At 44.4% G+C, this 26830-nt stretch carries 28 protein-coding genes; 9 read left to right on the top strand and 19 right to left on the bottom strand.

Annotated elements, in window-relative coordinates; all coding sequences use genetic code 11:
* The first annotated feature begins 3 nt into the window (after positions 1–3).
* Complete coding sequence (locus tag BS617_RS08555; RefSeq protein WP_139303147.1) at positions 4–585, top strand: ProQ/FINO family protein; 582 nt, start codon at positions 4–6, stop codon at positions 583–585.
* Between the two features lie 146 nt (positions 586–731).
* Here BS617_RS08555 and BS617_RS08550 read toward each other — a convergent pair whose 3' ends face one another.
* The 5 genes from BS617_RS08550 to BS617_RS08530 all read right to left on the bottom strand — a co-directional run bounded on the left by BS617_RS08550 (position 732) and on the right by BS617_RS08530 (position 7950).
* A complete protein-coding gene (locus tag BS617_RS08550) occupies positions 732–2687 on the bottom strand; it encodes a bifunctional diguanylate cyclase/phosphodiesterase (protein ID WP_075172410.1) in 1956 nt (651 codons plus the stop codon).
* 41 nt (positions 2688–2728) lie between these two features.
* A complete protein-coding gene (locus BS617_RS08545) occupies positions 2729–3457 on the bottom strand; it encodes a transglutaminase-like cysteine peptidase (protein WP_346424304.1) in 729 nt (242 codons plus the stop codon).
* Positions 3458–3522: 65 nt separating this feature from the next.
* Complete coding sequence (locus BS617_RS08540) at positions 3523–4632, bottom strand: DUF3080 family protein (RefSeq protein WP_075172408.1); 1110 nt, start codon at positions 4630–4632, stop codon at positions 3523–3525.
* Positions 4633–4679: 47 nt separating this feature from the next.
* Entirely contained in the window at positions 4680–6029 is a 1350-nt protein-coding gene (locus tag BS617_RS08535) for an MATE family efflux transporter (RefSeq protein WP_249263585.1), read from the bottom strand.
* 175 nt (positions 6030–6204) lie between these two features.
* Positions 6205–7950, bottom strand: coding sequence for a PHA/PHB synthase family protein (locus BS617_RS08530; protein ID WP_139303146.1), 1746 nt, complete (start codon positions 7948–7950; stop codon positions 6205–6207).
* A 236-nt stretch (positions 7951–8186) separates the two neighbouring features.
* On the opposite strand from BS617_RS08530, the gene BS617_RS08525 reads away from it, so the two are divergent.
* Positions 8187–8477 (top strand): glutaredoxin family protein, encoded by a 291-nt coding sequence (locus BS617_RS08525; protein WP_246283229.1) that lies wholly within the window; start codon positions 8187–8189, stop codon positions 8475–8477.
* A gap of 109 nt (positions 8478–8586) precedes the next feature.
* Here BS617_RS08525 and BS617_RS08520 read toward each other — a convergent pair whose 3' ends face one another.
* A complete protein-coding gene (locus tag BS617_RS08520; RefSeq protein WP_083609976.1) occupies positions 8587–10590 on the bottom strand; it encodes a transglycosylase SLT domain-containing protein in 2004 nt (667 codons plus the stop codon).
* 283 nt (positions 10591–10873) lie between these two features.
* Complete coding sequence (locus BS617_RS08515; RefSeq protein ID WP_075172406.1) at positions 10874–11716, bottom strand: endo alpha-1,4 polygalactosaminidase; 843 nt, start codon at positions 11714–11716, stop codon at positions 10874–10876.
* A gap of 350 nt (positions 11717–12066) precedes the next feature.
* Here BS617_RS08515 and BS617_RS08510 point away from each other — a divergent pair, with 350 nt between their 5' ends.
* Positions 12067–12399, top strand: a complete 333-nt coding sequence (locus tag BS617_RS08510; RefSeq protein WP_075172405.1) for a hypothetical protein — start codon at positions 12067–12069, stop codon at positions 12397–12399.
* Here BS617_RS08510 and BS617_RS08505 read toward each other — a convergent pair.
* The 4 genes from BS617_RS08505 to BS617_RS08490 all read right to left on the bottom strand — a co-directional run bounded on the left by BS617_RS08505 (position 12396) and on the right by BS617_RS08490 (position 15459).
* Positions 12396–13127: an extensin-like domain-containing protein gene (locus tag BS617_RS08505; protein WP_083609975.1), complete on the bottom strand. Its 732-nt coding sequence runs from the start codon at positions 13125–13127 to the stop codon at positions 12396–12398. The genes BS617_RS08510 and BS617_RS08505 overlap by 4 nt on opposite strands.
* A 102-nt stretch (positions 13128–13229) precedes the next feature.
* On the bottom strand, positions 13230–14135 hold the full coding sequence (locus BS617_RS08500; RefSeq protein ID WP_075172403.1) for a dienelactone hydrolase family protein: 906 nt from the start codon (positions 14133–14135) through the stop codon (positions 13230–13232).
* Between the two features lie 166 nt (positions 14136–14301).
* Positions 14302–14997 carry a tRNA (adenine(22)-N(1))-methyltransferase gene (locus BS617_RS08495; protein WP_075172402.1) on the bottom strand — a complete coding sequence of 232 codons (696 nt, stop codon included), beginning with the start codon at positions 14995–14997 and terminating at the stop codon, positions 14302–14304.
* A 12-nt stretch (positions 14998–15009) separates the two neighbouring features.
* Complete coding sequence (locus BS617_RS08490) at positions 15010–15459, bottom strand: MarR family winged helix-turn-helix transcriptional regulator (protein WP_075172401.1); 450 nt, start codon at positions 15457–15459, stop codon at positions 15010–15012.
* A 220-nt stretch (positions 15460–15679) separates the two neighbouring features.
* Here BS617_RS08490 and BS617_RS08485 point away from each other — a divergent pair, with 220 nt between their 5' ends.
* On the top strand, positions 15680–16477 hold the full coding sequence (locus tag BS617_RS08485; RefSeq protein WP_083609974.1) for a siderophore-interacting protein: 798 nt from the start codon (positions 15680–15682) through the stop codon (positions 16475–16477).
* 110 nt (positions 16478–16587) lie between these two features.
* On the top strand, positions 16588–18501 hold the full coding sequence (locus BS617_RS08480; protein ID WP_075172400.1) for an ATP-binding cassette domain-containing protein: 1914 nt from the start codon (positions 16588–16590) through the stop codon (positions 18499–18501).
* A gap of 15 nt (positions 18502–18516) precedes the next feature.
* Here the strand turns inward: BS617_RS08480 and BS617_RS08475 are convergent, their stop codons facing one another.
* Entirely contained in the window at positions 18517–18957 is a 441-nt protein-coding gene (locus BS617_RS08475) for a universal stress protein (RefSeq protein ID WP_075172399.1), read from the bottom strand.
* 131 nt (positions 18958–19088) lie between these two features.
* Between BS617_RS08475 and BS617_RS08470 the strand changes: the two genes are divergently transcribed.
* Both BS617_RS08470 and BS617_RS08465 read left to right on the top strand, forming a co-directional pair.
* Positions 19089–19592, top strand: coding sequence for a hypothetical protein (locus BS617_RS08470; RefSeq protein WP_075172398.1), 504 nt, complete (start codon positions 19089–19091; stop codon positions 19590–19592).
* Entirely contained in the window at positions 19589–19846 is a 258-nt protein-coding gene (locus tag BS617_RS08465; RefSeq protein ID WP_075172397.1) for a DUF1653 domain-containing protein, read from the top strand. Before BS617_RS08470 ends, BS617_RS08465 begins: the two co-directional genes overlap by 4 nt.
* 71 nt (positions 19847–19917) lie before the next feature.
* On the opposite strand, the gene BS617_RS08460 is transcribed toward BS617_RS08465, so the two are convergent.
* The 6 genes from BS617_RS08460 to puuE all read right to left on the bottom strand — a co-directional run bounded on the left by BS617_RS08460 (position 19918) and on the right by puuE (position 23942).
* Complete coding sequence (locus BS617_RS08460; RefSeq protein ID WP_075172396.1) at positions 19918–20142, bottom strand: hypothetical protein; 225 nt, start codon at positions 20140–20142, stop codon at positions 19918–19920.
* A gap of 101 nt (positions 20143–20243) precedes the next feature.
* Complete coding sequence (locus tag BS617_RS08455) at positions 20244–20867, bottom strand: TetR/AcrR family transcriptional regulator (protein WP_075172395.1); 624 nt, start codon at positions 20865–20867, stop codon at positions 20244–20246.
* Between the two features lie 61 nt (positions 20868–20928).
* The gene (locus BS617_RS08450) at positions 20929–21456 is read right to left on the bottom strand and encodes an ureidoglycolate lyase (protein WP_075172394.1); all 528 of its coding nucleotides are present in this window, start codon (positions 21454–21456) and stop codon (positions 20929–20931) included.
* A 14-nt stretch (positions 21457–21470) separates the two neighbouring features.
* On the bottom strand, positions 21471–22460 hold the full coding sequence (alc, locus tag BS617_RS08445; RefSeq protein ID WP_075172393.1) for an allantoicase: 990 nt from the start codon (positions 22458–22460) through the stop codon (positions 21471–21473).
* A gap of 48 nt (positions 22461–22508) precedes the next feature.
* Entirely contained in the window at positions 22509–23033 is a 525-nt protein-coding gene (gene uraD, locus BS617_RS08440; RefSeq protein ID WP_075172392.1) for a 2-oxo-4-hydroxy-4-carboxy-5-ureidoimidazoline decarboxylase, read from the bottom strand.
* 3 nt (positions 23034–23036) lie between these two features.
* Positions 23037–23942 (bottom strand): allantoinase PuuE, encoded by a 906-nt coding sequence (gene puuE / locus BS617_RS08435; protein ID WP_075172391.1) that lies wholly within the window; start codon positions 23940–23942, stop codon positions 23037–23039.
* 279 nt (positions 23943–24221) lie between these two features.
* Between puuE and uraH the strand changes: the two genes are divergently transcribed.
* Together uraH and BS617_RS08425 are read left to right on the top strand one after the other, a co-directional pair.
* Complete coding sequence (gene uraH, locus BS617_RS08430) at positions 24222–24575, top strand: hydroxyisourate hydrolase (protein ID WP_075172390.1); 354 nt, start codon at positions 24222–24224, stop codon at positions 24573–24575.
* Positions 24576–24798: 223 nt separating this feature from the next.
* Positions 24799–25503 (top strand): GntR family transcriptional regulator, encoded by a 705-nt coding sequence (locus BS617_RS08425; RefSeq protein ID WP_075172389.1) that lies wholly within the window; start codon positions 24799–24801, stop codon positions 25501–25503.
* A gap of 3 nt (positions 25504–25506) precedes the next feature.
* Here BS617_RS08425 and guaD read toward each other — a convergent pair whose 3' ends face one another.
* The gene (guaD, locus tag BS617_RS08420) at positions 25507–26811 is read right to left on the bottom strand and encodes a guanine deaminase (RefSeq protein WP_075172388.1); all 1305 of its coding nucleotides are present in this window, start codon (positions 26809–26811) and stop codon (positions 25507–25509) included.
* Positions 26812–26830 lie beyond the last annotated feature (19 nt).

Raw genomic sequence — 26830 nt, 5'->3', positions numbered from 1 at the left:
TGAGTGGGTCAGAATGTAGAATCAGTCATTGCCTCTACTCTGTCTTTAATTGATGAGTGTGAGTCAAGATTAGATCGGCTAGAACAGCAGGCCGAAAGTACGAATACACGTGTTATTGAGCGAGTTATTGAGAGAAAAGTTGTGAACGACGAAGTTACCCCAAAGAACAAAACTAAAACTAAAAACCGCGCGGCAAACCAAGCAGCACTTAAATTGTTGATGGAAACCTACCCTAAAACGTTTAACCGTGAAGATGTTAAACCGCTTAAAATTGGTATCCAAGATGATTTGTTAGCGGAAGAAAAAGTAGCAAAGAACAAAATCAAACGAGCACTGGCATCTTATGTTCGTTCGCCTCAATACTTCCGTTCAATGGTTGAAGGCGCTGACCGCGTTGATTTGCAAGGTGAAGCTGCAGGTAAAGTCACGGCTGAAGAAGCTGAGCATGCCAGAAGTCAGTTAAAAGAGTTTCATCAGCGTCGCCGTGAAGCGGCTCGCGAACAAGAAAAGCAAAAGCGTGCTCAAGAGCGTGAAGAGCGTATTAGCAGCAAGCTAGATCAATTAGTGGCTTTGAACAAGCGCTAATTAGGACATGTATAGCTCAACCAATGGGTGTATTTATAGGTAAGCTCTGCTTAGTCTAGTAACCCAAAAGGTGAGCGTATTCTAAAAAGCCCGATTACAGTAAAAGTAATCGGGCTTTTTGCGTGGCTCTAAATAAAAATTGATTGCTAATTGAGTGCTTCGGGTTGCCCATAAAGGAAGCCTTGTGTGCCATCAATTTTAAGTAGGTTTAATTGCTGAACCTGTTCATTGCGTTCTACACGCTCGGCGTAAACTTGAATGTCCAAGCTATGTGCCGCTGTAATCAGGCTGCTGATCAGGAAGCGGTCTTCTGCGCTGGTATCCACCTCACGGCTTAATGATCCATCTATTTTGATGTAGTTAGGCTGAACCGAGTATAGATAGCTGAAACCACTCGGATGCACACCAAAATTATCGACACCAAATTGAACGCCTGTTGGTCTTAGTAGGTTTCGAAACCAGACAATGTGCTCAATATCATTCAGCGCAGCGGTTTCATTAATCTCAATATTTAGTCGGTTACCTGGCGCGTATTGTTTGAGAAGTTGAGTTATCCATGTGCTAAAGCCATCCTCGTGGATGGTTTGCTGGCTCAAGTTGACCGTCAGAGGGCCGCCTTCTGGGTATTCAGCTAAATGAATAACTGCTTTTTCTAAAATAGCGCGGTCCAAAGCTGAAATTAGATTTAAGGATTTTACTACATGGATAAACTCGCCAGCAGAGCAAGGCTCTCCTGCCTTATTCAGGATGCGAGCAAGTAGTTCGCGTTGCAAAATAGTCGGGTTGTCTTGGGTGGAATGCGATGAGAATACTGGTTGGAATTGTATGAAAATATTCTTGTTCTGAATGGCTTTGGCGACATGCTGTTGCCATGATTCAGAAGCGACTGTAGAACCGGTAAACGTGTCGGGTAACAAGAGAGCCGTGCTTTGTTTTTTGGCTACTTGTATAGCCAGTTTGGCGTCTGACATCACGAGATTAGCACTTGCTAGTGTATCGAAAGTGGTGACTGCGATGTGGAATGGCATACCGTCATCTTGCGGTGAAATAAAATTACTCTGTGTGGTGAGTTGTGCAGCTAGCGCATTAAGTTCTCTTTTTATGAGTTCTTCATCAACGGTCGGAAGAATTGCGGCAAAGTCTGACCCTGTTAATCGGCCTACAATATTGGGGTCAAAACGCATAGCAAGTTTAGACAGTGTACCGCCAATATGCTTCAAATAATTATTGGCTTCTTCTTCGCCTAAGGCCGAGTTCAGAGCCTGTAAATCGTTAACATGCAGGTAAATACAACATCCAGGCCCAAACTCTTGGCGGTTGTCTAACCAGTCACTCAGCAACGCCATTGTAGATCGTTGATTAGCTAAGCCCGTAAGGTTGTCTTGGTAGGCCGTTTTGCGCAATTCTTCAATATGCAGCGATTGTTCGGCAAACATTTTTTGTACGCGCTTAACCATGCTGTTCATGGCTAGGACAACCCGCTTAAGTTCTCGGGTTTTGGGGATGTTTTCTTGTTCTATGTACTGCCTTTCTGCCAAGGCTTGTGCCTGCTCTTCTACGCCACGTAGAGGGCTTAAAATATAACGGATGAGCGTACTTAACAGCAGGACACTTAATAAAGATAAAGAGACGAAAAGTATTAATGTATTCTGTGCCCCTTGCCATAACTGAGAATAGGCGTAATCGGCTCTGCTTTGAACGAGTACAGAGCCAACTTTACGCCATTGAAAGCTGATTTCGCGACTCATTGAGGGTGGCGTTAACTGGACTAAGCTGACGAACCAGTTTGGCACGCTTTTCCCTGATTGGGGGAGGGTGCTGGTTTCAAACAGCGTTTCATTGTCGGCAGAGCGAATCACTATTTTTTGATAGAATCCACTATCAAAGATAGCGTTAACGGTTGCTTCGATGGTCGCTGTGTCTTTGTCAGCCACATAGGGGGCTAGATAAAGTCCTAGGTGAGTTGCCGTATCCTGACCATGCGATTCTAATTGAGTAAGAAGCATATTTTTGGAGCTGTCTGACATAATAAATAACGTACCCGCGACAAGCCCGATCAGCACGGCAAATACGGCAGCAATAAGCTGATTAACCAGTGACATAAAGATCTCCTAGGTATGCTGTTGTGTATAGGGTGATGTAGTTAGTTAACATTAACATGCTTATTCTCTAATCGTGACTGCAGTTTAACCCAAGGGCCTAGTCGTTCTGATGTACCTACTAACTGTGCGCGGCGTCCTTTTTTTGATAGCCATAGATTATCACCATTGAAACTATAAACGTGAAGTAAATCAGGGCGTTGCGAGGCTGGTTTAATATCGGCTATCAAATTATCTAACACCAATGGTACCGAGCTGGGGGTGTCATAGTAGGTTAAAACCATGTGGGCTTGATTGAGTTCTAGCGCTTTAACATAGGCGATACTCATTTTGTCGATGTCGACGCCTAATTCACGCAACGTGTAGTATTTAGCAATGGAAAAGTCTTCACAATCACCACCATTACTGATGAGGAACTCCAGTGGTGTGGCCCAGTAATCTTTCTGTTTCCAATGGTCGATGTCGTCTAAAAAGCGTACCTGATTAAAGAAGTTGTTTACTCGTGTGAGTTTCTCTTTTTCGGGTAGGTCTGCGCTTTCTTTGATCAGGTTTTGCCAAGCGATTAAACGCCTTTTCGCTTCCTCACCGTATTCGTTGCCTAGCTGATTTATGTAGGCTGTGGTTAGCTTTACACTGATATCGCTTACCGCTATCAGTGAAAAGAAAGAGAGACCAGCCAGTACTACTAAGCACATAAAATAGCTCTGTAATGTGCGAGAGGAGCGGTGCTTGGGTATGTTGATAAGCTCTGTCACGGTTGACTGCGTATCCATTAGCTGACTGATGTTTCGTGGTTATCAATAAGCATGGTTCACAAAACGCGATACAGCAAACTCTGTTAGCGATTATTTGCGTTGGGCATGAGGTTGCATTGGCTAAGAATATGTTGCCATGCCTGCGTATGCCTATTTCGAGCATTTATGTATTGATTCCATAGACTTATGTCGGTTGCGCGAGTAAAAACTTTAGCGTCGTAGAGGCGTGTGCTTGCCGGTGGCGAAACAAATTCACGAATCTTTGTATGAGCGGAAAACCATTGCTCTGACAATCGATGAACCGTGGCCATGTAGGGTTGAATAGTTGTCGCATAAAAGCGTGTAAATACAGTTTTAAGTATGTCTGCTTTTGGATTGCTCATTTCATTAAAGCACAAAGGCCGGCGTTGTAGCCGCGCTTCGATAACATCAGCTGTCGTATTGAGATAGTGCGTTAGTAGCATTAAAGAGCGTAGTAGTGGTGTGCCGGCCGGGTTTTTATACAAATCTTCCATGTGCTTTTCGATATCAGTGAGCATCTGATTCGCACGAGAGTAATCCTGTTGCTTCAACATTTGGGATAATTGTGCAAAATATTCCCAGCTAGTTAGTGCATTTTGGATGGGGTGTTCATTATTCACTCCCAAAGGCAGCGTGGCTTGGTTGAGAGCTAATGACTCGTCGATCTCCTGCCCTGTGTAGAGAGCGTTCCAGAGATACTTAGGCTGTTCTTGCAGTTTAACGTGCGCAATGTGGTGCAAACGAGCGATGGTCTCAGGTTTGGTATCTGGATTTTTTTCCAATATAGAGACGCACTCGATAAGGCGCTGATAAAAAGTTATTTCATAAATCAGTATTTGGCTGGGAGAGGAAACTTTACCTAAGGAGCTGTTTCGTTTAGCAATTAAGGGGATTAAGTTGCATTCGCTTAGCTCTAAAATATCAAGTAGCCCCTCGCGCAGGTCAGTGGTTGGTTGTAATCGCTCACGCAAAGCAGGAAGGGCAGGGAAGTTAGTCTGAGGGGTTGGACTAGCTATTGGTTGATCTAGAACGTTTGCCACACGTTCTTGATAGGTCTGCATGACAGCCTGTTCTTCGGGATGGTGATCACACCCCGTTAGTAGGATGAATATGCAGATGCTTCCCATGTTGCATAACGTGTTCGCTAAGTTCGACAACAAACATTGACGCATGGTTAAAGCCTTATGTTTTATGCATGTGCTAGCTTAGCGCTACTGGATTAAGCTATTGCATTGCGAGCCACGCTACGTATACGAATGATCAGTAACCCTGCTGAAATGCTTAGGGCAATGACGAGAGCATACCAAAAGCCGGCGGCACCCATCGAAGGCGTGATGAGGTCCGTCATACCTAAAATATAGCCTAATGGTAAGCCAATCCCCCAATAAGCAAAGCAAACGATAATCAACGGTATCTTTGTATCTTTATAGCCACGTAAAGCACCTGCCGTAGTCACCTGAAGCGCGTCGGAAATTTCAAAGAATGCAGAAATGATTAGTAGGCTGGTTGCTAATTCTATAACGGGTAGTTCATTACTAAAAATGTCGGCAATGTTCCATGCAAATAGCCAAACACCGATGCTTGTAAATATAGCTAAAGTAGCTGCTGTACACAGGGCTATTCTTGCAACAATCCAAGCTTTTTCTGCTTGTTTTGCCCCCATTAGGGTCCCTATACGAATAGTGCTAGCCATCGCGATGCTTAGTGGAATCATGAAAACCTGACTAGTAAAGCTCAGTGTAATTTGGTGGGCAGCAACAATGGTGGTACCTAAAGGGGCAAGCGCCAGAGCAATCACACTAAACATGCTGGTTTCAATCATGATGGACGCCCCAATGGGAAGGCCTAGCATCAATAGTTGCTTTGTAACACCGGGAACCCAAAGGCGACGCTTTTCAACCTTAGGAAGCTTGAGTGGGTGGCTGGTTTTTAATAAAAAGATCCCACTAAAAAGCATAAACCACATAACAATAGCCGTGGCCCAGCCACAGCCTTCGCCCCCCATTTCTGGGAGACCAAAATATCCAAAAACAAAAATAATATTGAGCGGGATATTTAGCAAGAGAGCGGTGATAGAAATAATTAACGCTGGGCGTGTTTGACTGATTCCATCACAGTAACAACGGATAACTTGGTACATAAACATTGCCGGTAAGCCAAATGAGACTGCTTTTAAATAGGCAAGGGTTTCTTTTGTTAGGTCGGGCTCGACACGCATTAAGTCGAATAAAGGGGCGGCTGATCGCAAAAATAAGACGCTAACAATTCCAAGAATAAGCGCTATCCAGAAAGCCTGTTGGACTAGCCCCGGGGTTTTATCTCGGCGTTTCTCACCTACGCTATGGGCTACTAACGGGGTGGTAGCCATAAGCACGCCCGTAAAGGTCAAAAAAAGTGGAAACCACAAACTCGTACCTAGTGCAACGGCCGCTAATGATTGGGTGCTGTGCTGGCCTGCAATAATAGTATCAACGAATCCCAAAGATGATTGCGCAATTTGGGTGAGCATAATGGGCAAGCCAAGAGCGAAGAGATAACGAAGCTCGTTGATGAAAAGTAGTTTTTTCACGAAAGAATCACTTAATCGGAGGTGTAACAAAAAATGCCATATGTGTTGATGGCATGCGTCCATTTTTTCCGGGGTATAGTAACAGTAATGGGAGCTAAGCAATTACTAAATTTGTAGGCTTTATCCATAAAAAAGCCTCTGTTTTACAGAGGCTTTGTATGTTTTTGGAAAAGTGTTAGTCGATTCTTACGGCAACATAGCGGCCCGGTGCGGGTTCGATAGGTTTAAAGGAAGCGTTGCCATAATCTTTAGGTGCTTCGATTTTCTTGCCGGCACGACGACGTAACCATTCGTGCCAATTTGGCCACCATGATCCTTCCACTCGCTCCGCTGTTTCTAGCCAATGATTAGCCCCTTTACCTTGTTCTCCTTTGGTCCAGAAATTACGGCGATTTTTAGAGGCGGGGTTAATGACCCCAGCTACATGACCACTCGCGCCTAAAACAAACTCTATTTTTGATCCGAAGGTTTCAGTTGCCTTGAAAGTGCCTTTCCAAGGAGCGATATGATCCTCGGCCGTGGATAGGAAATAGCATGGTATTTTGATTTTTCCTAAATCAACCGGCGTACCGCAGACCTTTAGCTTGTTGGGCTTAGATAGGTTGTTTTCGAGATACATATTTTTTAAGTAATATGTGTACATCGCAGCAGGCAGGTTAGTTGAATCGCTATTCCAATACAAAATATCAAAGGGTGCTGGTGTTTGGCCTTTTAAGTAGTTATTGACGACATAAGACCAAATGAGGTCATTGGAGCGCAGCATATTGAAAGAGGTGGCTAGCTCGCGGCCCGATAAATAACCTTGAGACGTTACCTTTCCTTCTAGCTTTTTAACTTGTTCTTCATCAATAAACACACATAGGTCACCCGCATCTTCGAAATCAGTAAGGGTGGTTAAGAAAGTTGCGGATCCTACACTGTCATCACCTTTGTCTGCCATAACAGCAAGTGCTGAAGATAATAGCGTGCCACCAATACACCAAGCCACGGCGTTAATCTTAGGTGTCTGAGTTATGTCTTTAACCACGTCTATGGCTTTGAATATACCCTCGCCCACATAGCTATCCCAACCGATATCACTTTGCTCTGGTGTTGGGTTTAGCCATGAAATCAGGAATGTATTTTGCCCCTGATCGACGCAGAATTTAACAAACGAGTTATGCTCTTGTAGATCTAGAATATAGAATTTGTTGATACAAGGCGGAATGATTAGGGTTGGCTTTTCATAAACCTCTTCACCGCTGGGTTTGTAATGGATCAACTGGAACAGTTCGTTTTCAAAAACGACGGCGCCTTCAGTGGTTGCTATGTTTTCGCCGAGTGTAAAAGCACTTTCATCCGTCATCGAGATGCGGCCTTTCTCGATATCGGAGAGGAGGTTCTGCAGACCATCTATCAAGCTTTGGCCTTGAGTGTCTACGGCCTGTTGTAGGACTTCAGGGTTCGTAGCCGCGAAGTTAGTTGGAGACATCGCATCAATGTACTGCTGTGTGTAAAAGTCGAGCTTTCGCTGTTCTGTTTCGTCTAAGTTAGCGTTTGATGCCATGCTTTTTAGCAGGTTAGAGCTTAGAAGGTACGATTGTTTGAGGTAGCTAAAAACAGGGTTCGTTGTCCATTCCTCGCCGTTAAATCGACGATCTCCTTTTTCGGGGTTTGCTACAGGCGCTGCATCTGGCTGGCCGCTAAAAAAACTCTGCCATAAAGACATGTGAGCTTGTTGGAATTCGGTAAAGGCTTGAACCCAAGTAGAGGGGTCTTCCATTGAACGCGTTATCAAGTCAGTCCATGATCGGCTGAATTGACTGAACACATCGTCACCGCCGGCCGCTGTATAGTTTTCGAGTATTTTCTGTGTTTCGTGATTGATAAACTTAAGGAATTCTTGAGGGTCGTTCAGTGCCGTACTAGAGTCATTTTCCATGTGAGTGCCTTTTCCTAAAACTGCCTGCCGCTTAAACCGTGTGAGCGGGGAGCTACGTGTTAATGTCAGAGTAACTCTTGTTATATGCTGCTCTCAGAATAGCCTTGAGCAGGGCGGGCTTGCAACCCCGTTACGCCCTTGTTTCATAGCACTTTAGGCCAGTGCTTTTTCACAAACTGCGCTTAATTTTTATGCCTTGGTACTTTTATGACAAACAGGTGCGCCATGGCGCTGTAATGAAGTCCAATAACTGCAATAATGATTTTTTGGTCACGATATTAAGCAGGGAAATGGTGCGTACATTTATTTTATATGGATCTGAAGGTTGTCACTTATGTGAACATGCAGAAGCGTTATTGGTCGCGTGCTTGAACCCGGGGAAGCATCAAGTCGACCTGATTGATATAGCGTATGATGATCGTTTGATGGCTCGTTTTGCGACGCAAATACCCGTACTTGAAGATGAGCAAGGCGACGTGCTGAATTGGCCCTTTTCGGCGGAACAGTTGCGGGCATTTGTTGGTTGATGTGGCAGCCTATGATTGTTTGTATTTTAAGGTCAATTGTTATTCATTTAAAAAAGGCCCCGTAGGGCCTTTGTTAATGAGAAAGCTCACCGGTAAAAATAGGTGATACTTACTGTATTTGTGTACTCGGTACTTTAGTCTCTAAAGGCCCTTTTTTAAGGTTGAGACTAGACAGGGCGAGTGAGGCTGTTTCTTTATCATTGAGCAGCCGGCTCGGGTTTGAAGATAGTACGTCATAGATAACGCGGTATGTCAGCACGTTTTGGACGTATTTGCGTGTTTCGTCAAATGGAATAGTTTCAATCCACGCATCCAAAGGCAGATCACCGCGTTGCTCTAACCAGCGTTTAACGCGATGTGGACCTGCGTTATAAGCCGCTGTTGCATACACCGTGTTGCCATCAAATCGTTCTAGCATTTGAGATAGGTAGGCAGTTCCAAGCTCTACGTTCGTCCTTAGCTGAAACAGCTCATCAGGGTGTTTGTAGTCAATATCGTATTTTTTGGCCGTTTCCCGTGCAGTAGCAGGCATAAGTTGCATTAAACCTCTGGCTCCAACGCGAGATCGAGCTGTTTGGTGATAGGCGCTTTCTTGACGAGCGATAGCGATAGCCCATGTTCTATTAATATTACGTGCAGTAGCTAACTCGGCAAAAAGCGGAAGGTGTGGCTTTGGAAAACGGATGTCTAGATCGTCCCATGCTTTAACTAAGGCTGCACCACGTATGGCTTGGTCGTACCAGCCCCAATCATAGGCGATATGTGCGGCAGCGTGTTTGTCAGACTCGTCTAGTTGCTTAACTAAGGCATTCCATTCAACCCGAGCATTATATTCCAAACCAAAAGATAGTAACTCACGCATGCGTTGCATAGCGGGTAAGCCTAGGATGCGTGCTTTTTGCTCTTCGGTGATTTTAGCCGGGCGGTGGTTCATACGAAACGGATCGTTAGATAGCTCGGACGCTAAAAAGCCATAGAAACTACGCTCTTTTACAACCTGAGAGTAGTCGGGCGTATAGTTGCTGTCGAGACGCGCTTTAAGCGTTTCGCGCCAATAACGCCAGCGGTCACTACTGCGCATGTCATCAGGTAGCAAGGTAATTAAGCCTAAAGCGCCTTTCCAGTCTTTATCCGCGAGCTCTAAGCGAATACGCCATTCAGTTAGTTCGCCTTCTTTAAAGTCTGGGTCAAGCTTAGCTAGAACTTGTTTGGCGTTAGATCGAAACCCTTTAGCGTAACGTTTACCAAAATAGTCGTTTAGGGCATGTTGTTTTTCGGGAGTTACGGCTAAGCGATGGCGGTCACGAATCCAGACATCGGCTGCTGCATGGATATCTTTTCGGGCTAATTCGCGAACTGCGTACGCTAAAATGATGCCGTGTTCTGGTTTGTTATCGTGAAGTAGGCTTTTATCTTCAATCAGGGAAAGATCATTTTGTACTTTCCAAAAGAGAGCGGCGTCTTGTTTATCGGCTGTATCAGTAATGAATTTTTCAGCGTACTTAGCAATTGAAAAGTTTTTGCTCGAAACGGCGTTCCAGAAACGAGTCTTCCCTTGGTCTGATGTTGGGTGGCCTTTTTTCATCCATTCTGCAAAGAGTGGATCGCATGCGCTATCTTGGGAGTAACCAACAACCCACATTGAATCGGCAAGGGTCATGGCTTCTTGGATTTTACCCGTGGCTAGCGTGGCGTAGGCTTTATCGCATTGGTATTTGCTTTTGGAGAGTGGGTAGTCTTCAAAGGCCGATAAGTAAGCCGCCCAATTTTGTTGGCTTTTAAGATTGTTTAAACGCGCTATTTGAACGTCATCACCAAAAGGGGTTGCTCTATTTGCTACGACAAACTGTTTAACAGACTGGTCATCCAGGCGGCTAATATCGCGTTTGATTTGACGCACGGTCAAATAGGGAACGAGAGGATAGTCGCCTAATTGTTGTGTAAGCCGGTCGGCGAGTACGGAATCACCTTTGTTAAAAGCGGCTTTGGCTTTGGTGTACAGAGCACGTTGTTGGGCGTCAGTGGCGGCGTATACTGAAGGAGCCGAAACTAATAGCTGTGAAACGCCTAAAAGTGCGATGAGGTGGAAACGAGGCTTTAAAGAGAACGTCATTGTATAAGTGCCTACAGTAGATCAGTTAATAGCCGTGTAATTGAGCTATGGGAAAATGATAGATATGCCGCCAAAATGTTTATGTTGTTGGCACGCCTTATGTTTAGGCTATCGGTGTATTGTATGAATTCTTTATCCAAAAGCCTCGTTATTTTTTTGGGTTGAATTAGGTCTTGTGGTCATTGGGTCGTCTGCACGTATTGCGCTTAATTTAAAAATAGAAAAGGGCAAACTCATAAAGTTCCACTCAACTCCTGCAAAATAATGCATGCATTTTTTAACGTTACGGTGCTTGGCAGTTAAAATGGATGCTGTCATCTAAGTCTTCAGAAAGAATAAGCGTGCTAAATGCAAGATTATTCATCGTATCGCATAGCGCTTTTCTTGCGGAAGCACTGTTGACATAGGTGCTATTGTACTCTGCGGATAGTACCGGTTTGTTTGCTTCAATAAACGGCAGGAGCAATTCACATTCATTGAACTCCGTGCATTGCTCGTTGACCGCGAAGTCGAAGTAGCTAACTAAGTCATTCACTTGCTCTAGGTCGTTTTTTAAACCGATAGCCAATCCCAATCGATGGGCTTGGGTGGCTAAAAAACGGTTAAAGGTGAGTTGGTCTGCCGCTGTTAAATTAAAACCCGAGTCATTAGCGTAGCCGTCGACGTTGTCTGGTTCAACGCCATCACATCCTTTACTAGACGCTAATTCAAGACGGCTTTGCATGAGTTGAGTGACTTTATTTGATCGGATATCTAGCCAGCGTTCATCTGGCCATCCATCCATAGGGTAACCTAGGTCTGCTGGCTCAAATTGATCCGCGTCTGGTCGCCATGGCTCGTATGACCCCGCTGAAAAATAACAAATAACATGATGGCCTGACATGTGTAGCTCAGAAATGAGCTCGGAGCTGGTATCGAATAGATCAATATCATAAATGTCGACACTGTATTCTTGGTTAATAGTTCCGGTAAGTTGCCATTGCCACGAAGCTCCTGCTTGAGGCTGGTAATGGCCTTTTTCCGTAGTTTCGTCCGTCTTGCTACCACCACCGCATGCAGTTAAAAAATAAGAACAAGCCAAAACTCCTAATATTGAGACTGCCTTGTGTGACGATTGATTTCTCATCTGTGTCCCTAAACGTTCGTGTTTTTACCTAGTAACTCTTCATACTTAACTATACTGGTTAAAGGCTAGCGTCATTTTTGCCATTGAAAGCCCAGAATAGCCAGCATTCGATCAGGTTAACATGGTTGTGAATTGTTAGTGATCAATAATTAAATTAAACGTTTGTATGTTTGTAAATTGTTGATTTTGTACTATCTTTTATGTGATTTGGATGTTTTGGGCTGCATTTTTGAAGGCGTGTTTGTTTAAAATTCTAAGTTTGCATGAGGTATTGTGAGGGGTTGGTACTACCAAATGTTTGAATGGTAGATCAGTAATGGATCAATGTTTTGGTTAATGGGTAGGTAATAATGTCGGTGGAAATACCAGAAGAAAAAAAATTAACGGTGATTTGTCGAGTTGAGGCGGGATGTTTGGGGCCTGAAGGAGATAAACTCGTAGCACGGTTTTGTGGTTTTGCTTTAGATAACTTTGAGCGGACATTGCCTGCGCATATTGCTATTAAGGTTCTGCCGCGCATGGATAAAATGTTGCCCGAGCTGGATTATCAAGTGATGGGGCGAACGTTGAGTCGAGAACAGTCGACTAAATATCTACAGCTCTTTGATGATGACACGGATCAGTTAGAAGAACGCTTAAATGCCCAATTAATTGAGCTGATTAATCAGTATCTAGGCCGTTAACGGCAAACTCCCCATCCTGTTTTTCCACGCTGAGCTTGGTCAAAGTGGAAGTGGTCGGCATGTGCGGCGTTGTATTCTGGAGATAATACCGTCGCATAGACATCACAAGCGCCATCGCGAATAGCCTTAAGAAAGTTAGATTTCTGTCCCGCGTTTTTCCAATCACGTTTAATACTAATACGCTCACCGTTTTTTAGAATAAATCCTGCAATATCAATAGCATTGCCTGTTGCGTGTTGACTCCAACGACCGCTAGCTTGCCCGTACATGCGTCGGCAATTATAAGATCCATAATGCTCAATGCCAGTAACCGGCTGTTGGAAAAACTCTAAAGCAGCGGTTTGCACAATTTGCTGCTCCCAAACAACATAAGCAGCCACCACTGAACAAGCAGGGGCTACATTAGGTGGGGTTAGTTTGGATACAAGGGGCTCAGAAGGCAGTGTTTTAATTAGGTCGTTTGCTAAGCATTCAGCACCGCCGCGTGAGGGTAGGCGCTGATAATGAATCCCCGCTTCTTCGAGCAGCGTTTCACATTGGTTAAGGTCATCCCTCAGTGCAACTAATTTCATGCGAGTTGATAAACCTATTGGTTTACTTAAATCTAATCGTGTCCAAGGGAGATCAGTTTCATAGCGCTTGTAAAAGTTAGCAATATAAGGATCGTAAAAGAAGTAGGCCCCTGCTAAGCAGGTGAACAGTAAAATAATAGAGATACGTTGTTTCAAAAAAAGGGCCTTTCTACTCAATAATACTTTGCCAGTTTACGAGTAAACACATAACCAGCAAAGTATTGAGGTTTGTTACGCTGCTTAATACCGATATTGTAATCAGTTATTTAACGTTTGACGAAAAAAACGAACAACCTTGCGCTGAGATTTAATTGCCTGTCGTAAGTTGGGAGTAAACGTAACTTCACAGCCCGACCCTAAACATGCATAGGGGTCGGTAACGATCATCTCGGGTTGTAATCTGTCCCAAGCATGAGTTGCGCCGCGATATTGGCGGTGTGCCAATACCCCTTGCGCATCGTTTGGTAATGAGCTGACCAGATTGCTACATGTATCTGGTAGATCGTAGGTGTCTAGTTCACCTGATTGGATTAGCACTGGAGCACCTGTTAAGTGGTAGAACTCATAACCAGGGACAGTGTTGTAAGCCCAGCAAACTGGATAATTAGCGATATGACTAGCAAATCTAAGATTCTGCCCAAATTGGTCTGCATAGGGTTGAGTTGCCGCTAGCATGGTAATGACGCCTCCCCAAGAAAAGCCTAATATGCCGATATTATTAGCATCAATTCCAGGTTGCGTGGATAGGAATTTTAGCGCGCCAAAGGCATCCGGGACTGTTTCGGGAACGCCGCTCGGTCGCCCGCTAACGCTGCCTGTCCAACCACGAGCAGCCCAAAGATCAACCTCCAATGTCGCTATGCCTGCTTCATTAAGAGCTTGCGTATAAAGTGAACCGCGGCTGTCTACTCCGGCGCTGCCATGCATGATAACGACCGCAGGAATTTTTTGGCTTTCATAGCCTTTTGGGATACGCAGTTGAGCTGATATCTCAATAGGGTTGGCTTCTGTTGCTGAAGGGAAGTTAACGTATGATGTGTAAGGTAATTCAGGAAAGCTAAATTGGTGCTGTTTTAAGTGGGAGGGGCCTGCGAAGCTGTTAACAGTTAATAAAGTACTTATCAGAGTGATAAAACACCGTAATGTAATGGCACAAAAGCGCATAAAATTCTCCTTTTAAAAGCGCGTTTTGAATAGAACAGATAATATGAGCTAGTCCTGCACTCTTCGTATGGTCGGCCAAAAGCCAAGCTCTATTCTTGAGTTAGTAATCGTGAGCTTTCATGTATAGCTTGTCAAACGCTTGTTTAACTCAAAAGCAAGCTTAGCTTTATCGGATAGTTATAGCTTGGTAGGCGTTAATAATTGGCTCGATTTCTTGCGAGGAGTTGAGCATTGAGCGTTGGTAATGGCCGATGGTTTTGGCTAGATACTCGGCGGCAATTTGTTTTTGTTCAGGAGAGGTTGTTGTCCAGATACGTTCGCCAACAGGCGTTATTGTGTTGCTAGATAAGGGCGGCTTGTTAGCAACCAAAAGTAGCTCATAAAAACGTTTGTTCTCTTTGACTAACTGCTCCTCAATCAAGGCAAAGTCTAAGTCTATCAGTGTCTCTCTTAGTGTAAATTGATGATGAACCGGGCAGAGTAAGTAATCTATTTCAACATCCGAATTTTTTTGGTTAATCGCAGCGATAAGGTCAGCCATTAAATCACCACCAATACCGGCAATAATAATTAGGTGTTTTCCGGTCTGTTTTGGAATAGTGAGAGTCGCTACATCTTGGCAATGAACCTCCCATACCGAAGTGCTTGCCGTGTTTATTTTCTTTGGGTGGAATTGCTGTAACTTCCGTTCCACTTCATTCATTAGCTCGGGCAATATATCTACGAAATGCACAACCGGAGCAGCTTGTCGGGCGAGTAGAGAGGCCCCTAGCAATCCATGATCACAGCAGCAATCCCAAATTTGGGTGTATTGATCAGTGACTAAGCTTTCTATTGCTGATAAACGTTTGCCGAGTTTCATGGGGGGAACTTCTTAAGTGATATCAGATGTGTCTTGTTGTTTTAAGTTGTTTATCAATTGGTTAGCAGTTTGTTTGAATGTGTTTAATTGGTCTTCTGATAATCCGTTTGTCATCGTTTTAATGATGAGCTTCTCTTCTTGAGCAATTAATGTCATGAGCGACTCACCTTGGTCCGTCAATGCGAGTAGCTGGCTTCGTTTATCGTGAGGGTTAGGTGTTTTAATAATCCACCCATTGGCAATGAGCTCTTTGATTAACCGGGTAATTTGGCCTTTGTCACGATTTAAACCGACCGAAACATCCAAGGCTGTACATGGTTGCTGTTGCTCGATTAGACGCAGTGTACGCACATGCATACCATTTATATCTTTTGTGTGTTCGCGAATGACATGACGTAAACGTACTTTGAATACATACATGAGGGAATAAATGGTTTCGCTAAAGTCGTTTGAGTCCTGCATGTGGCTCCCTAGGGTGTGATAGATCAAGGGCTATTGGTCAATAAGAATACTGAAAATGGTTGACTTTATCAATTAAAATAATATGATTGATAATGTCAACTAAGTGTTGAGGTGTGGTTATGACTTAGCACTTCTTATTAATCTAACAAACGTGATGGGGTAGAGGCTTAAGGCTCTCTAATAATTATTGTTGTGCCTCTGTCATGGTGAAGGAAAAAGCATGGTAAATAAAGAAATACAGACAGCTAAACAGAGTGCCCCTGAGCAACGTGGTAATGGTCGTCGTGGTGGAAGAGGTGTGGTGCGCGAAGTGGTGGTGTCAAGAACGCAGCAACTGTCTCCTCACTTGAAGCGGGTTGTTCTAACGGGCGATTCGTTGAGTGATTTCCCAGAAGATCAGGAAGGTGCTTATGTTAAGTTGCGAATCGACCAAGGCTCTGAAAAGTTGATTATGCGCTCTTACACTATACAAGCGTTTGATCCCTCTACACGAGAGTTGGCACTTGATTTTGTGGTTGGTCAGCATGTTGGGCCAGCGACCGATTGGGCTGATACGGTATCGGTGGGTCAAAAAGTATCTATTGGCGGTCCTGGGCCTCGTAAAATGCACTACTTTGATGCATCTACTTACTTGCTGGTGGGGGATTTAACATCCATTAATGCCGTAATTGCCTACGCAAACCTCATTGATTCTAGTGCCACGGTTCATGCGTTTTTAGAAGCGCCTAGTTCAGAAGATTTTTTAGCGATTGACTGGCCAAAGAATGTTCAAGTGAGCTGGCACTTAGCTGAAAAAGGAAAGCATGACAGCATAGTTGAGGCTGTAAAACAAATGGAGAGCTTACCAGTAGATACTCATGTTTTTATTGCATCAGAAGCGAGTGTGTTTCGTGAGTTACGCCGTTTCGTTCGCGATAATGTAGGTTTGCCGAATGAGCAGCTTTTTGCTTCGGCGTATTGGAAGGAAGGTAAAGATAGCGACCAATTATCGATGGATAAGCTACAGGATACGATTTAATCCATTTAATTTGCGGTAATTCAGGACAGAGATGGTATTAGCACTGCATAGCGAGGCGCTTTCCGTTAAAATGCCCAGCTGTTTTTACACCAACTTTCATTGAGTTCATTATGCCGCTAATTCGAATTGACAAAGCCTCGCTTGCTTTTGGTACACGCCCACTATTAACAGAAGTTGAGCTTAACATTGAACCTGGCGAACGAATTGGCTTGGTGGGTTTAAATGGAGCGGGTAAATCCACGTTGATGAAAGTGATCAACAAAGAAGTAGCACTAGATGGTGGCGACCTTTGGATCGATCCTGCCTGCCGAATTGCGCAGTTGCCTCAAGCTTTACCTGCAGCCGACGAACGTCGTGTTTGGGATGTCGTTGCAGAAGGTTTACAAGATATTGTGAATTTACGTCGAGAGTATGATGAAGTGGCATCACAAGACGATATTTCAATGTCTAAATTAGAGTCACTTCAGCAAAAGATTGAAGCCTTGGATGGCTGGCAGCTAGAACAAAATGTAGAGCGAGTGCTGACTCAACTGTCGTTAGATGGCGAGGCGCTAATGTCGTCATTGTCTGGCGGTTGGCGTCGTCGTGCCGCATTGGGCGCAGCGTTGGTTCAGAACCCTGACTTGTTGTTATTGGATGAGCCAACAAACCATTTAGATATTGGCACCATTGAATGGATGGAGCAGCAACTGATTGAGTTTAGAGGCGGCTTATTATTTGTATCACATGACCGAGCATTAGTAGATCACCTGGCTACACGTATTATTGAATTAGACCGAGGTGTGTTAACCAGTTTCAAGGGTAACTACACGAGTTATGTAGAGCAAAAACAAGTATTGCTTGAGAACGAAGCCCGTCAAAACGCATTGTTTGATAAAAAATTAGCGCAAGAAGAAGTATGGATACGCCAGGGTATCAAAGCACGACGTACCCGGAATGAGGGCCGTGTTCGCACGCTGGAAAAGCTACGTAATGAACGTGCTGAGCGGATGAATCGGCAGGGCAAAGCGAGCTTTAATTTAGAAGAAGCTCAGAAGTCCGGCAAATTAGCTGCCGAGCTAGAGCATGTGAGTGTTGCTTTTGAGGGTAAGCAGGTTATTCGTGATTTTTCTATGACGCTGCAGCGGGGAGACCGGGTTGGATTAATAGGCCCGAACGGTGCTGGTAAAAGTACGCTGTTAAAATTAATTTTAGGTGATATCGAGCCTGATTCGGGCAGTATTAAACGAGGCACTAAATTAGAAGTTGCCTATTTTGATCAGTTGCGTGGTCAGCTGGATATGGATAAGACGGTTATTGACAATATTTCTGAAGGCCGTGAGTCGATCGAGATCAACGGGAATACTCGTCATATTATTGGGTATCTAAATGACTTTTTATTTTCGCCTGAGCGTGCCCGCACACCAGTAAGAGCACTTTCGGGTGGTGAGTGTAATCGCGTTTTACTGGCTAAATTGTTTAGCCAACCTGCTAATTTACTGGTGCTCGATGAGCCAACCAACGACCTTGATGTAGAAACTCTTGAGCTACTGGAAGAGATTCTGATGGAGTATAAAGGCACGGTATTGCTGGTAAGTCATGATCGGGCCTTTCTTGATAACGTGGTTACGAGTACGGTGGCTTTTGAAGGTAATGGTCGCCTTAAAGCTTATGTAGGCGGGTATAAAGATTGGTTGCGCCAACGCCCTGAACCAACTGCTGTGGGTAAAGAAGCGGGTAAAAATGCGCCAAAGCCTGCAAAAGAAGCTGCAAAAGTAGAGCCAGTCAAAGCCGCTCCTGCACCCAAAAAAGCATCTGTGAAACTGAGCTACAAACTGCAGCGCGAGCTGGAAAGTTTGCCAGCTGAAATAGAAGCGGCCGAAAACTCATTGGAAGCTTTGCAATCTGAAATGGCTGATCCAGCTTTTTACGAGCAAGATCACGCCAAAGTTGCAGAAAAAGTGGCTCAGCTATCTGAGCAAGAAGCGACACTAGAGCGCTTGATGGAGCGCTGGGTTGAGTTAGAGGCAATGCAAGAGGGCTAAAAAAGCCCTCGATGTTTAGTCGGTTACTTCGATGCGAATAGCAAGTACATCACAAGGTGCTCCATGTAAAACGCTGTTGGCCGTTGAACCCAGTAGTAGGGCAAGGCCATGACGCCCGTGGCTACCTACAACAATTAAATCGCAGTTTTTAGCTTCGGCTATACGATGGATCTCTGTTTCGGTATGGCCTACCAAAACCATTTGATCCGCTACGGGAAAATCAAGCTTTTTAGTAAAAGCGGCTAGGTTAGTTCGAGCGTGTTCATTGAGCTGATCTTGAACGGTGGTTAGGTCCATAGGGACATCGCCGCCATATGCAAAACTCAGAGGTTCTATAACATGTAAAACCGTCACCGTAGCGTCGTTGTTACGAGCTATAGCACGTGTTTTTTCGATGAGTTGATCCGATTCATCGGATAGGTCAACAGCAAGTAGTATGTTGGAATAAACGCCCATGATCTGGTTCCTTATTCGTATGACGTGACTTGAGCTTACCACAGGCTATTTTAAATTTGCATGATGCTTATCAAAGGTCATATATCTATTTTAACAGCAGGGCCTATACGGTTCTTGGCAGAGGTTGATTGATGGAAGTAACAATCATAGTGTTTGTGGTCATGTCGCTTTTAGGCTCCCTCATGTGGATGATGCCTTCTAAGCGTGAAAAGTTGTTAGCCACATTGCGACTAGACGCTCGTAAGGCGGGCTTTACGGTGCAATTAGTGCATGTTGAGCCACCCCGAGCCGAAGGCGAATATGAAAGTGACACTATTAATGTCGCGGCGTATCGAATGAGCCGCAATAACTCTCATAAGAAACAGCCCGAAACAGTGCCATGGCAAGTGTTCCGTGTAAAAGCAATAAGTTGTGATGGTTTGACTGAAGGCTGGAGTTGGAAAATAGGTGAGCGGATGCTGTCTTCTTCTCATCTAGCTGTGCTTAACGAGGTTATTAAAGCCCTACCCGATGATGTGGTTGGTCTGGAATCTACTCCTATACACGTATCCGCCTATTGGAAAGAGTTATCGGGTATTGAGTCAATGGAAGTCATTAAAAACGAGCTAGAGAAGCTAAAGAAGGCAAATTTATGAATACGCAAGCAGATAAACCATCAGATTTAATTAAGCCTATTCTTGCTGTAGGAAGGTATCAGCATTATAAAGGTGCTGAATATCAAGTAGTCGATGTTGTTTGTCACTCCGAAACTCAAGAGTGGTTAGTTTTGTACTACCCCTTGTATGGTAATCGTCAGTTATGGGTCCGACCTTACGATATGTTTACTGAGTCGGTAGAGCTATCAGACGGCACTACGCAATCAAGATTCACACTGGTTGAGCCAGAGTAAAGCCGGAAAAGCGGTATGATAAGTCCTTAACTGAAGCGTCTGCGCGTCCTGCGGTGGTGTTGGATGGTTGCTTAGCGACGAGAGATTTCGCGCATTAAGCCAGAAAGATCTAGCCCCATTTCCTCTGCCATTTTCTTTATATCATTACTTGTTCTGGGTGGTACTTTGATTGCATGAGCGCGACGTTCTTTTTCTTCTTTTTTAGCAGCTGCCTTCGCCTCAACCTTTACAAGAAGGTCCGAAAGCTGCTCTAAAGAAAGCTCGCGTAGCCGCGTTAGATAATCTTCTTCTGTCATTAGCTGAAAATAGCCTGTGTTTTATAAAGTGCTTGCTGTGTTTTGGTAAAACGAATACGTGATTGCTGTACAGGAAGTACATCCTCATAATAGCATAAATTTTAGTGATTATTAGAGGGTAATGTTAAGCCACAGCCACTCAATACCATCTTGGTAATCAGTTCGGCAGCGGTTTGATAATCATTCTTACTTAACTTCTTCTTGCCTGTCACTCGCCCAATCTGCCAATCAAAATCGGCATATGTTTGTGTTGATGCCCAAATAGTAAAGAGTAGGTGGTGCGAGTCTACTCTATCCATCTTTCCTTCATCCATCCAAGCGTTTAATCGCGCGGTAGTACTGACGGTTTGTTGCATAAGTTTATCGGAAATATCAGCCGGTAAATAAGGTGCGCCATGCATGATTTCGCTAGCAAATACCTTGGATGCATGTGGGTGTTCTTTTGAAATACGAATTTTAGTATGTATATATGCCTGCAGCGCTGCGGCGGGGTCGTCATATGTTGCAAATGGGGTGGAAGCTTCTAGTAAAGGCTCGATAATTGACTCGAGAACACAACGGTATAGGTTTTCTTTACTTTGAAAATAATAGTAGATGTTGGGTTTGGGTAATTGTACTTTTTTAGCGATATCGATAATTTTAGTGGCGGCAAACCCTTTATCTGCAAACTCTATGGCTGCAGCCTCTAAAATACGTTCGCGGTTACGCTCGCGGATTCTACTCATTGTGGAGAAAGTTCTGTACTGCTCAGAAGGAGAGTCATAGTAACGGCCTTTATCAGTTAGCTCAAGTTTGCAGTACAGGACTTTGGTCACTGTTAAAAAACACTTCAATACAATTATTGCCAGTGCCAGAGCGGTCAACGACTAAAAACTCGTCATCATTATTTAACGCAATAACAGGGTAATGCCATGTCCCTTTGTGATAATTAACCCCTTGTAATCCATTGGTAATAAACGCTTTTAAGTCGTGGGGTGTTACGGTATCGCCAGGCGGAGCAACTACCACCAGAAAAGCTTGTTGGTTTAAAGGGATGAAAGCTTGGCTGCCAAGCGGGTGTTTTTCCATCATATTGATCTGTAAAGGGCGAGGATAAACCTGCGCCCTAAAAATGCTAATGATGGCAGATCCGTCTTTGTCTGTATCGACGTCGGCTAAGCGGTGATAACGTCGAGTATAATCCTGATTAATGAGAAAATAGTCGCGATCAGCCGTTTCAATTACATCGCCATAAGGTGCAAATGCTTCAGCCGTGAGTGGCTCAGGTTGTAATAATTTATCCGAAAGAGCTGTTGTCGATTCAGAACTTGTCATGCTTTTATTCCTCTTTAAGCAGGCAGTTTGCCGATTACACGTATACGGCTGATGCCACCATCTGGGAAAATATTAAGTTTAATATGTGAAACTACGCCGAGGTCATTCAGCTCGCTGTTGAAGGTATGCTCACGATCCATTTGTAGCTTTTGAGCGGGTAGTAGTTCTCGCCAATATAGGCTACGAGTGGCTACCTGTTCATCTGTAGCACTTTCAACAAGGGCAGCTTGTATTGAGCAGCTATCGGGATAGTTACCTTTAAAAAAGTGGGTGTCCACGATTATCTCTTCGGGTAGGCATGGCTTAGCTAGTTGGATGATAACCCAGTCGTTTCCGGGTACCCGTCGACGAGCAGTCTCCCAGCCGTCACCCATGTTAATACCGCGCCCAGGGTTTAGAATATTGCTCATTTTTCCATAGTGCTCGTCACTGCAGGCAAGAGAGCGAGCTCCAAGAAGAGCGGATGCAAAGTCGTAGGTTTGATCTAGGTTTTGAGACCAATCAACAAAAGGTGTCCCATAAATGCGCAAACGAGCAACACCGCCATCAGGGAAAATGTTAAAACGAACATGGGTCCACGGTTGGTCAGAGTCAATATCAAATAAATTGTTGCTATCGCCTTGAAGATTGACAGGCGCTAGCACTTGAGTCCATTGCGTAGAGTCGTCCGGTTCGGCCTCTGGGCTATTGCAGGCTTCAAGTGAGGCAGAAGGAGGATAATTTCCGGTAAAAAAAGTGGTATCAATATCAACACCTTTAAACACGCCTGCAACCCCAAGTTTTATAATGGCATGATCATAGCCTTCATAGCGTTTGCGGCGAGATTCCCATCCATCCATCCACTTGCCATTGTCGTCAAATACCCCTTCTTTCCAAACAGGTGGCTGTGGCTGAAGCATTCGGTTTACGTCTGCAAACCAGTCGTCGGTGACAAAGGTAGCGATGGAGCCTAGTCGTGCATCCGCTAGGTTTAAGAGGTGTGTAAATTCAGTGTTGTTCGTCATTTGTTTGTATCTCGTCAATAGTACTTGGTCTTGATAAAGCACTTATCATTAAAGGGTTTCTAAGCGAAAACGTGCAATTTTATTGATCTCTTCTAGTGCTGTTTGAAATTCCACATCAGGGGCATTCGTGATGCGTTGTTCAAACGCGTCGAGTATCTGGTAGCGGTTACTACCTTTAACGGCTTTGATGAACGGAAAGCCAAAACGTGTCTTGTAGGTATCGTTAAGACGAGTGAAGCGATCAAATTCTTCAGGTGTGCATTCGCTAATGCCCGCGCCTGACTGTTCTGCCGTGGAGGAGGCCGTCAACTCTCCTTTCATGGCGGCGCGACCGGCTAGGTCAGGATGAGCATTTATTAGTGCTAGTTGCTCGTCATAACTGGCGTTAAATAAGCACTGCGACATCGCTTGATGTAAAACATCAATTTCATCGAATTGGTTAAGCGGACCTAATAAAAAGGCCTTTTCGGCAACCCATGGGGAGTGCTCGTAAATGTCCGCGAAGGTTTCTACAAATTCATCCAAGCTCATAGTGCTGGGTTTGATATGGGTAAAGCATTGTTTTGTGTTCATCGCTTAACCCTTAAATGGATGATGTGTGTGCCAGTGGGTAGCGATATCTTCGCGCCGCGCATACCAAACACCTTCAAATTGTTTGGTGTATTCAACGAAGCGTTTAAGTGCTGCAAGCCTGCCAGGACGGCCTATTAGACGACAATGCAAGCCGATAGATAGCATTTTGGGCGCAGTATCTCCCTCTTCGTAAAGCGTGTCGAAGCTGTCTTTTAAATACTGGTAAAACTGCTCGCCTGTATTAAACCCTTGTACTTGCGCAAAACGCATATCGTTGGTGTCGAGTGTATAAGGGATGACGAGGTGACCTTTCCCGTCGTTATTGATCCAATAGGGGAGGTCGTCATCATAGGCGTCTGAGTCATATAGAAATCCGCCTTCTTCCATTACCAGATCACGAGTGTGGATACCGTTGCGGCCGGTGTACCAACCAACTGGTCGCTTGCCAGTAATATCAGCCAGTATTTTAATGGCTTTGATAAGGTGCTCTCGTTCCTCGTCTTTGTCCATGAACGCGTAATCTATCCAGCGATACCCATGGCTACAGATTTCATGTCCTTCATTCGCCATAAATTTGATGATTTCAGGATAGCGCTCAGCGGCCATTGCCACTGCAAAAATAGTAAGCGGGATGTCGTTTTTCTTAAATAGGTTAAGAATGCGCCAAACACCAGCACGGCTGCCGTATTCATAAATGGATTCCATGCTCATGTGTCGAGCATTTGGAAATGGTACGGCGGATGGCATTTCTGATAAGAATGCTTCTGATTCTTCATCTCCATGGAGTATGTTCCGCTCTCCACCTTCTTCGTAGTTGAGTACAAAAGAAAGAGCGATCTTTGCATCATTTGGCCATTGTGGATGGGGAGGTTTTCCGGCGTAGCCGATCAAGTCGCGTGGATAGTCCATGGCAGCCTCTTTAAATTTAACATTGTATACAATTTATAATTACCTTTATAAAGACAAATGATTATAAAATCGATATCTTTAAGGAAATAATCGTTATTTTTTTAGCATAATCAAATTTCTGCTCTTTTTTGGTTCGATTTTAGATGGTCTGTGATTCAAAATTGTGCACAATTTTTTTCGTTTGGCGATGTCTACTAATGTTTGAAGAAAGAGTCGCTAAAGTGAGAGCTATAAGTTGCCACTGGGTTGAGCCGAGAATGAACAAGAGGAAGTAATTATATGGGATACTTAACAACACATGTTTTAGATACAGCAAAAGGGTGTCCTGGCAGTGCTATGCAGGTCCGGTTGTATCGTATTGTTGATGGTCGGTCAGAGCTGTTAAGCGAGATTGTGACCAATAGTGATGGCCGTTGCGATTCACCTATACTTGCCGCTGATGATTTTAAGATGGGCAAGTATGAGTTGGTCTTCGAGGCTGGTGATTACTTTAGACGTTCGGGGACCTTAGGCTCAGGGCCATCATTTGTAGAAGATGTAGTGATTCGTTTTGTGATTTCTGATGAGTCCGATCATTATCACGTGCCGTTAATTGTTTCGCCTTATAGCTTTTCAACGTATCGAGGCAGTTAGCGTTATAAGTAAGCGCTATGAGAATGATTGTTTTGGTTAAAAAACAAACAAACTACTGTTTTTGATAGCTAAATCGCTCTTTTTGGGGACTAAAATAGAGGTTTTACCTGTTTTTTAGTCTTTAGGTGTTTTAGTGCGTGTATGTTAAAAAAGCATTTAATGGTTGTTCACTACTTCTCTTTGACGTTAAATCGGCGAGCTTTTTTTTAAAAAGAATGGAAACATGAAAAATACAATGGCTTCTCCTCCTGAACGCAAACGTGCTCAACAAGATGAGGCTATTTACAGCCATATTTTTGATGCGATTTTAGAGCAGAAGTTGGCACCAGGAACACGCTTGAGTGAAGAAAAGCTTGGCGAGTTATTTGGTGTCAGTCGTACGATTATTCGTCGTGTGCTTTCACGTTTATCATCAGAGCATATAATAGAGCTGCGCCCTAACCGAGGGGCGATTGTTGCTTGCCCGACTGTGGATGAAGCGGTGCAGGTTTTATTCGCGCGGCGTATGGCTGAAAAAGCCATCGTTGAACTTGCCGCCGGCCGTTGTTCTGCTAAACAAATTCAACAATTGCGTGATCATGTGTCACATGAAGATGATTTATTTTCAAAAGGTGACCAAGGCGCCGCTATCCGTATGTCTGGCGAGTTTCACTTGTTATTGGCAACAATGGCCGGTAATGCGCCTCTCGAACATTTTATGCGTAGTCTGGTGTCGCAAACCTCGTTGGTTATAGCCTTGTACGAAATTAGGGGTAGAGAGCACTGTGCAGGTGATGAGCACAGCCAATTGATTGATGTTCTCGAGCAGGGAGATAAGGCTAAAGCGGTTGAGTTAATGGATGTGCACATGGACCACATTGAAGCCAAATTACGCTTGGATAAAGCGCCCGACACGTTAGATAGCGTATTCGGGCACTTGCAGGCTTAACGCTTAGCGTTGATGCACGCATCGACCACCACTGTAAGTGGCTTTGATGCTGCGGTCATCTCCTAGCATCATTAGGATAAATAGCTGTTCAGATATGCTATTTGCGTTGGCCATGCGTGCTTTTATTAATGGCGTGGATTCAAGATCCAAAACGACAAAATCAGCTTCGCTCTTAGGCAGTAACGTGCCGATCTTATCGCTTAGTCTGAGCGAGCGCGCCCCACCTAGTGTTGCTAAATAAAAGGATTGTATGGGATCAATACGTTGTTGTTGAAGTTGAGTTACTTTGTAGGCTTCTTGTAAGGTTTGAAGCATCGAAAAGCTTGTGCCACCACCCACGTCGGTTCCCATGCCTATATTCACCTTATGCGATTCTAGTTTCTTTACATTAAACAGCCCGCTGCCTAAAAACAGATTAGAGGTGGGGCAAAAAGCAACCGATGATCCGGTTTGGTGCAAACGGCAGCAGTCCTCGTCATTTAAATAAATGCCATGCGCAAAGACTGATCTCTCTGTCAGGAGTTGGTGTTGGTCATACACGTCTAAGTAAGAGCGGCTTTCAGGAAATAGCTCGGCTACCCATTCACATTCATTTTTGTTTTCAGCTAAGTGGGTGTGTAAATATAAGTCTGGGGCAAGCTTAAGTAGCTTGGCGGCAACATCTAATTGTTCTGGGGTGCTTGTGGGTGCGAATCGGGGCGTCACAGCATAAGCTAAGCGGTCTTTGTTATGCCATTTCTCGATCAGCTGCTTGCTTTCGTCATAGCTGCTTTGGGCTGAGTCGGTTAAATAGTCTGGTGCATTGCGGTCCATCATAACTTTGCCGGCAATCATCCGTAATTGTCGTTTTTGTGCTTCATTAAAGAAAGCGTCAACGGACTCCGGGTGAACGGTGCCGAACACCAGAGCGGTCGTGGTTCCGTTTTTCAGTAGTTCGTCTAAAAACAACGAAGCTACACGCTGGGCATGCTCGGGATCACTAAACTGCTTTTCAGTTGGGAAAGTGTAGTTTTCAAGCCAATCCAGTAATTGTTCGCCGTAAGACGCGATCATTTCGGTTTGCGGGTAGTGGATATGCGTATCAATGAAACCGGGGGTGATTAAGCTGTTGGGTAGTTCTACGACCTTGATATGGGGCGGTAACTCCTTGAGAAGGCTTTCAGCGTCGCCGCAGTGGGTTATTGTGCCGTTCTCGACGACTAATAGCCCGTCAGCAAAATATTGGTGAGCCTCTCCTGCTGGTTGGTGAGCAGGGTTATCGAGTGTATGGAACAATGCTGATCGGTAGGCGGTTTGGGTATCGGTCATAGTTTGTCAGTAGCTCGTT

Origin of the sequence: Neptunomonas phycophila (assembly GCF_001922575.1) — a bacterium.
GTDB classification, from domain to species: Bacteria; Pseudomonadota; Gammaproteobacteria; order Pseudomonadales; family Balneatricaceae; genus Neptunomonas; species Neptunomonas phycophila.
Note: the sequence above shows the minus strand (reverse complement) of the source record. Positions and strands in the feature narration are given on the sequence as shown.

Excerpts from the sequence above, each read along its gene's own strand:
- BS617_RS08550 (WP_075172410.1), bottom strand. The coding sequence starts at position 2,687 with ATGTCACTGGTTAATCAGCTTATTGCTGCCGTATTTGCCGTGCTGATC.
- BS617_RS08545 (WP_346424304.1), bottom strand. The coding sequence starts at position 3,457 with ATGGATACGCAGTCAACCGTGACAGAGCTTATCAACATACCCAAGCAC.
- BS617_RS08540 (WP_075172408.1), bottom strand. The coding sequence starts at position 4,632 with ATGCGTCAATGTTTGTTGTCGAACTTAGCGAACACGTTATGCAACATG.
- BS617_RS08530 (WP_139303146.1), bottom strand. The coding sequence starts at position 7,950 with ATGGAAAATGACTCTAGTACGGCACTGAACGACCCTCAAGAATTCCTT.
- BS617_RS08525 (WP_246283229.1), top strand. The coding sequence starts at position 8,187 with ATGAAGTCCAATAACTGCAATAATGATTTTTTGGTCACGATATTAAGC.
- BS617_RS08520 (WP_083609976.1), bottom strand. The coding sequence starts at position 10,590 with ATGACGTTCTCTTTAAAGCCTCGTTTCCACCTCATCGCACTTTTAGGC.
- BS617_RS08515 (WP_075172406.1), bottom strand. The coding sequence starts at position 11,716 with ATGAGAAATCAATCGTCACACAAGGCAGTCTCAATATTAGGAGTTTTG.
- BS617_RS08510 (WP_075172405.1), top strand. The coding sequence starts at position 12,067 with ATGTCGGTGGAAATACCAGAAGAAAAAAAATTAACGGTGATTTGTCGA.
- BS617_RS08500 (WP_075172403.1), bottom strand. The coding sequence starts at position 14,135 with ATGCGCTTTTGTGCCATTACATTACGGTGTTTTATCACTCTGATAAGT.
- BS617_RS08495 (WP_075172402.1), bottom strand. The coding sequence starts at position 14,997 with ATGAAACTCGGCAAACGTTTATCAGCAATAGAAAGCTTAGTCACTGAT.
- BS617_RS08490 (WP_075172401.1), bottom strand. The coding sequence starts at position 15,459 with ATGCAGGACTCAAACGACTTTAGCGAAACCATTTATTCCCTCATGTAT.
- BS617_RS08485 (WP_083609974.1), top strand. The coding sequence starts at position 15,680 with ATGGTAAATAAAGAAATACAGACAGCTAAACAGAGTGCCCCTGAGCAA.
- BS617_RS08480 (WP_075172400.1), top strand. The coding sequence starts at position 16,588 with ATGCCGCTAATTCGAATTGACAAAGCCTCGCTTGCTTTTGGTACACGC.
- BS617_RS08475 (WP_075172399.1), bottom strand. The coding sequence starts at position 18,957 with ATGGGCGTTTATTCCAACATACTACTTGCTGTTGACCTATCCGATGAA.
- BS617_RS08470 (WP_075172398.1), top strand. The coding sequence starts at position 19,089 with ATGGAAGTAACAATCATAGTGTTTGTGGTCATGTCGCTTTTAGGCTCC.
- BS617_RS08465 (WP_075172397.1), top strand. The coding sequence starts at position 19,589 with ATGAATACGCAAGCAGATAAACCATCAGATTTAATTAAGCCTATTCTT.
- BS617_RS08460 (WP_075172396.1), bottom strand. The coding sequence starts at position 20,142 with ATGACAGAAGAAGATTATCTAACGCGGCTACGCGAGCTTTCTTTAGAG.
- BS617_RS08455 (WP_075172395.1), bottom strand. The coding sequence starts at position 20,867 with ATGAGTAGAATCCGCGAGCGTAACCGCGAACGTATTTTAGAGGCTGCA.
- BS617_RS08450 (WP_075172394.1), bottom strand. The coding sequence starts at position 21,456 with ATGACAAGTTCTGAATCGACAACAGCTCTTTCGGATAAATTATTACAA.
- alc (WP_075172393.1), bottom strand. The coding sequence starts at position 22,460 with ATGACGAACAACACTGAATTTACACACCTCTTAAACCTAGCGGATGCA.
- uraD (WP_075172392.1), bottom strand. The coding sequence starts at position 23,033 with ATGAACACAAAACAATGCTTTACCCATATCAAACCCAGCACTATGAGC.
- puuE (WP_075172391.1), bottom strand. The coding sequence starts at position 23,942 with ATGGACTATCCACGCGACTTGATCGGCTACGCCGGAAAACCTCCCCAT.
- uraH (WP_075172390.1), top strand. The coding sequence starts at position 24,222 with ATGGGATACTTAACAACACATGTTTTAGATACAGCAAAAGGGTGTCCT.
- BS617_RS08425 (WP_075172389.1), top strand. The coding sequence starts at position 24,799 with ATGAAAAATACAATGGCTTCTCCTCCTGAACGCAAACGTGCTCAACAA.
- guaD (WP_075172388.1), bottom strand. The coding sequence starts at position 26,811 with ATGACCGATACCCAAACCGCCTACCGATCAGCATTGTTCCATACACTC.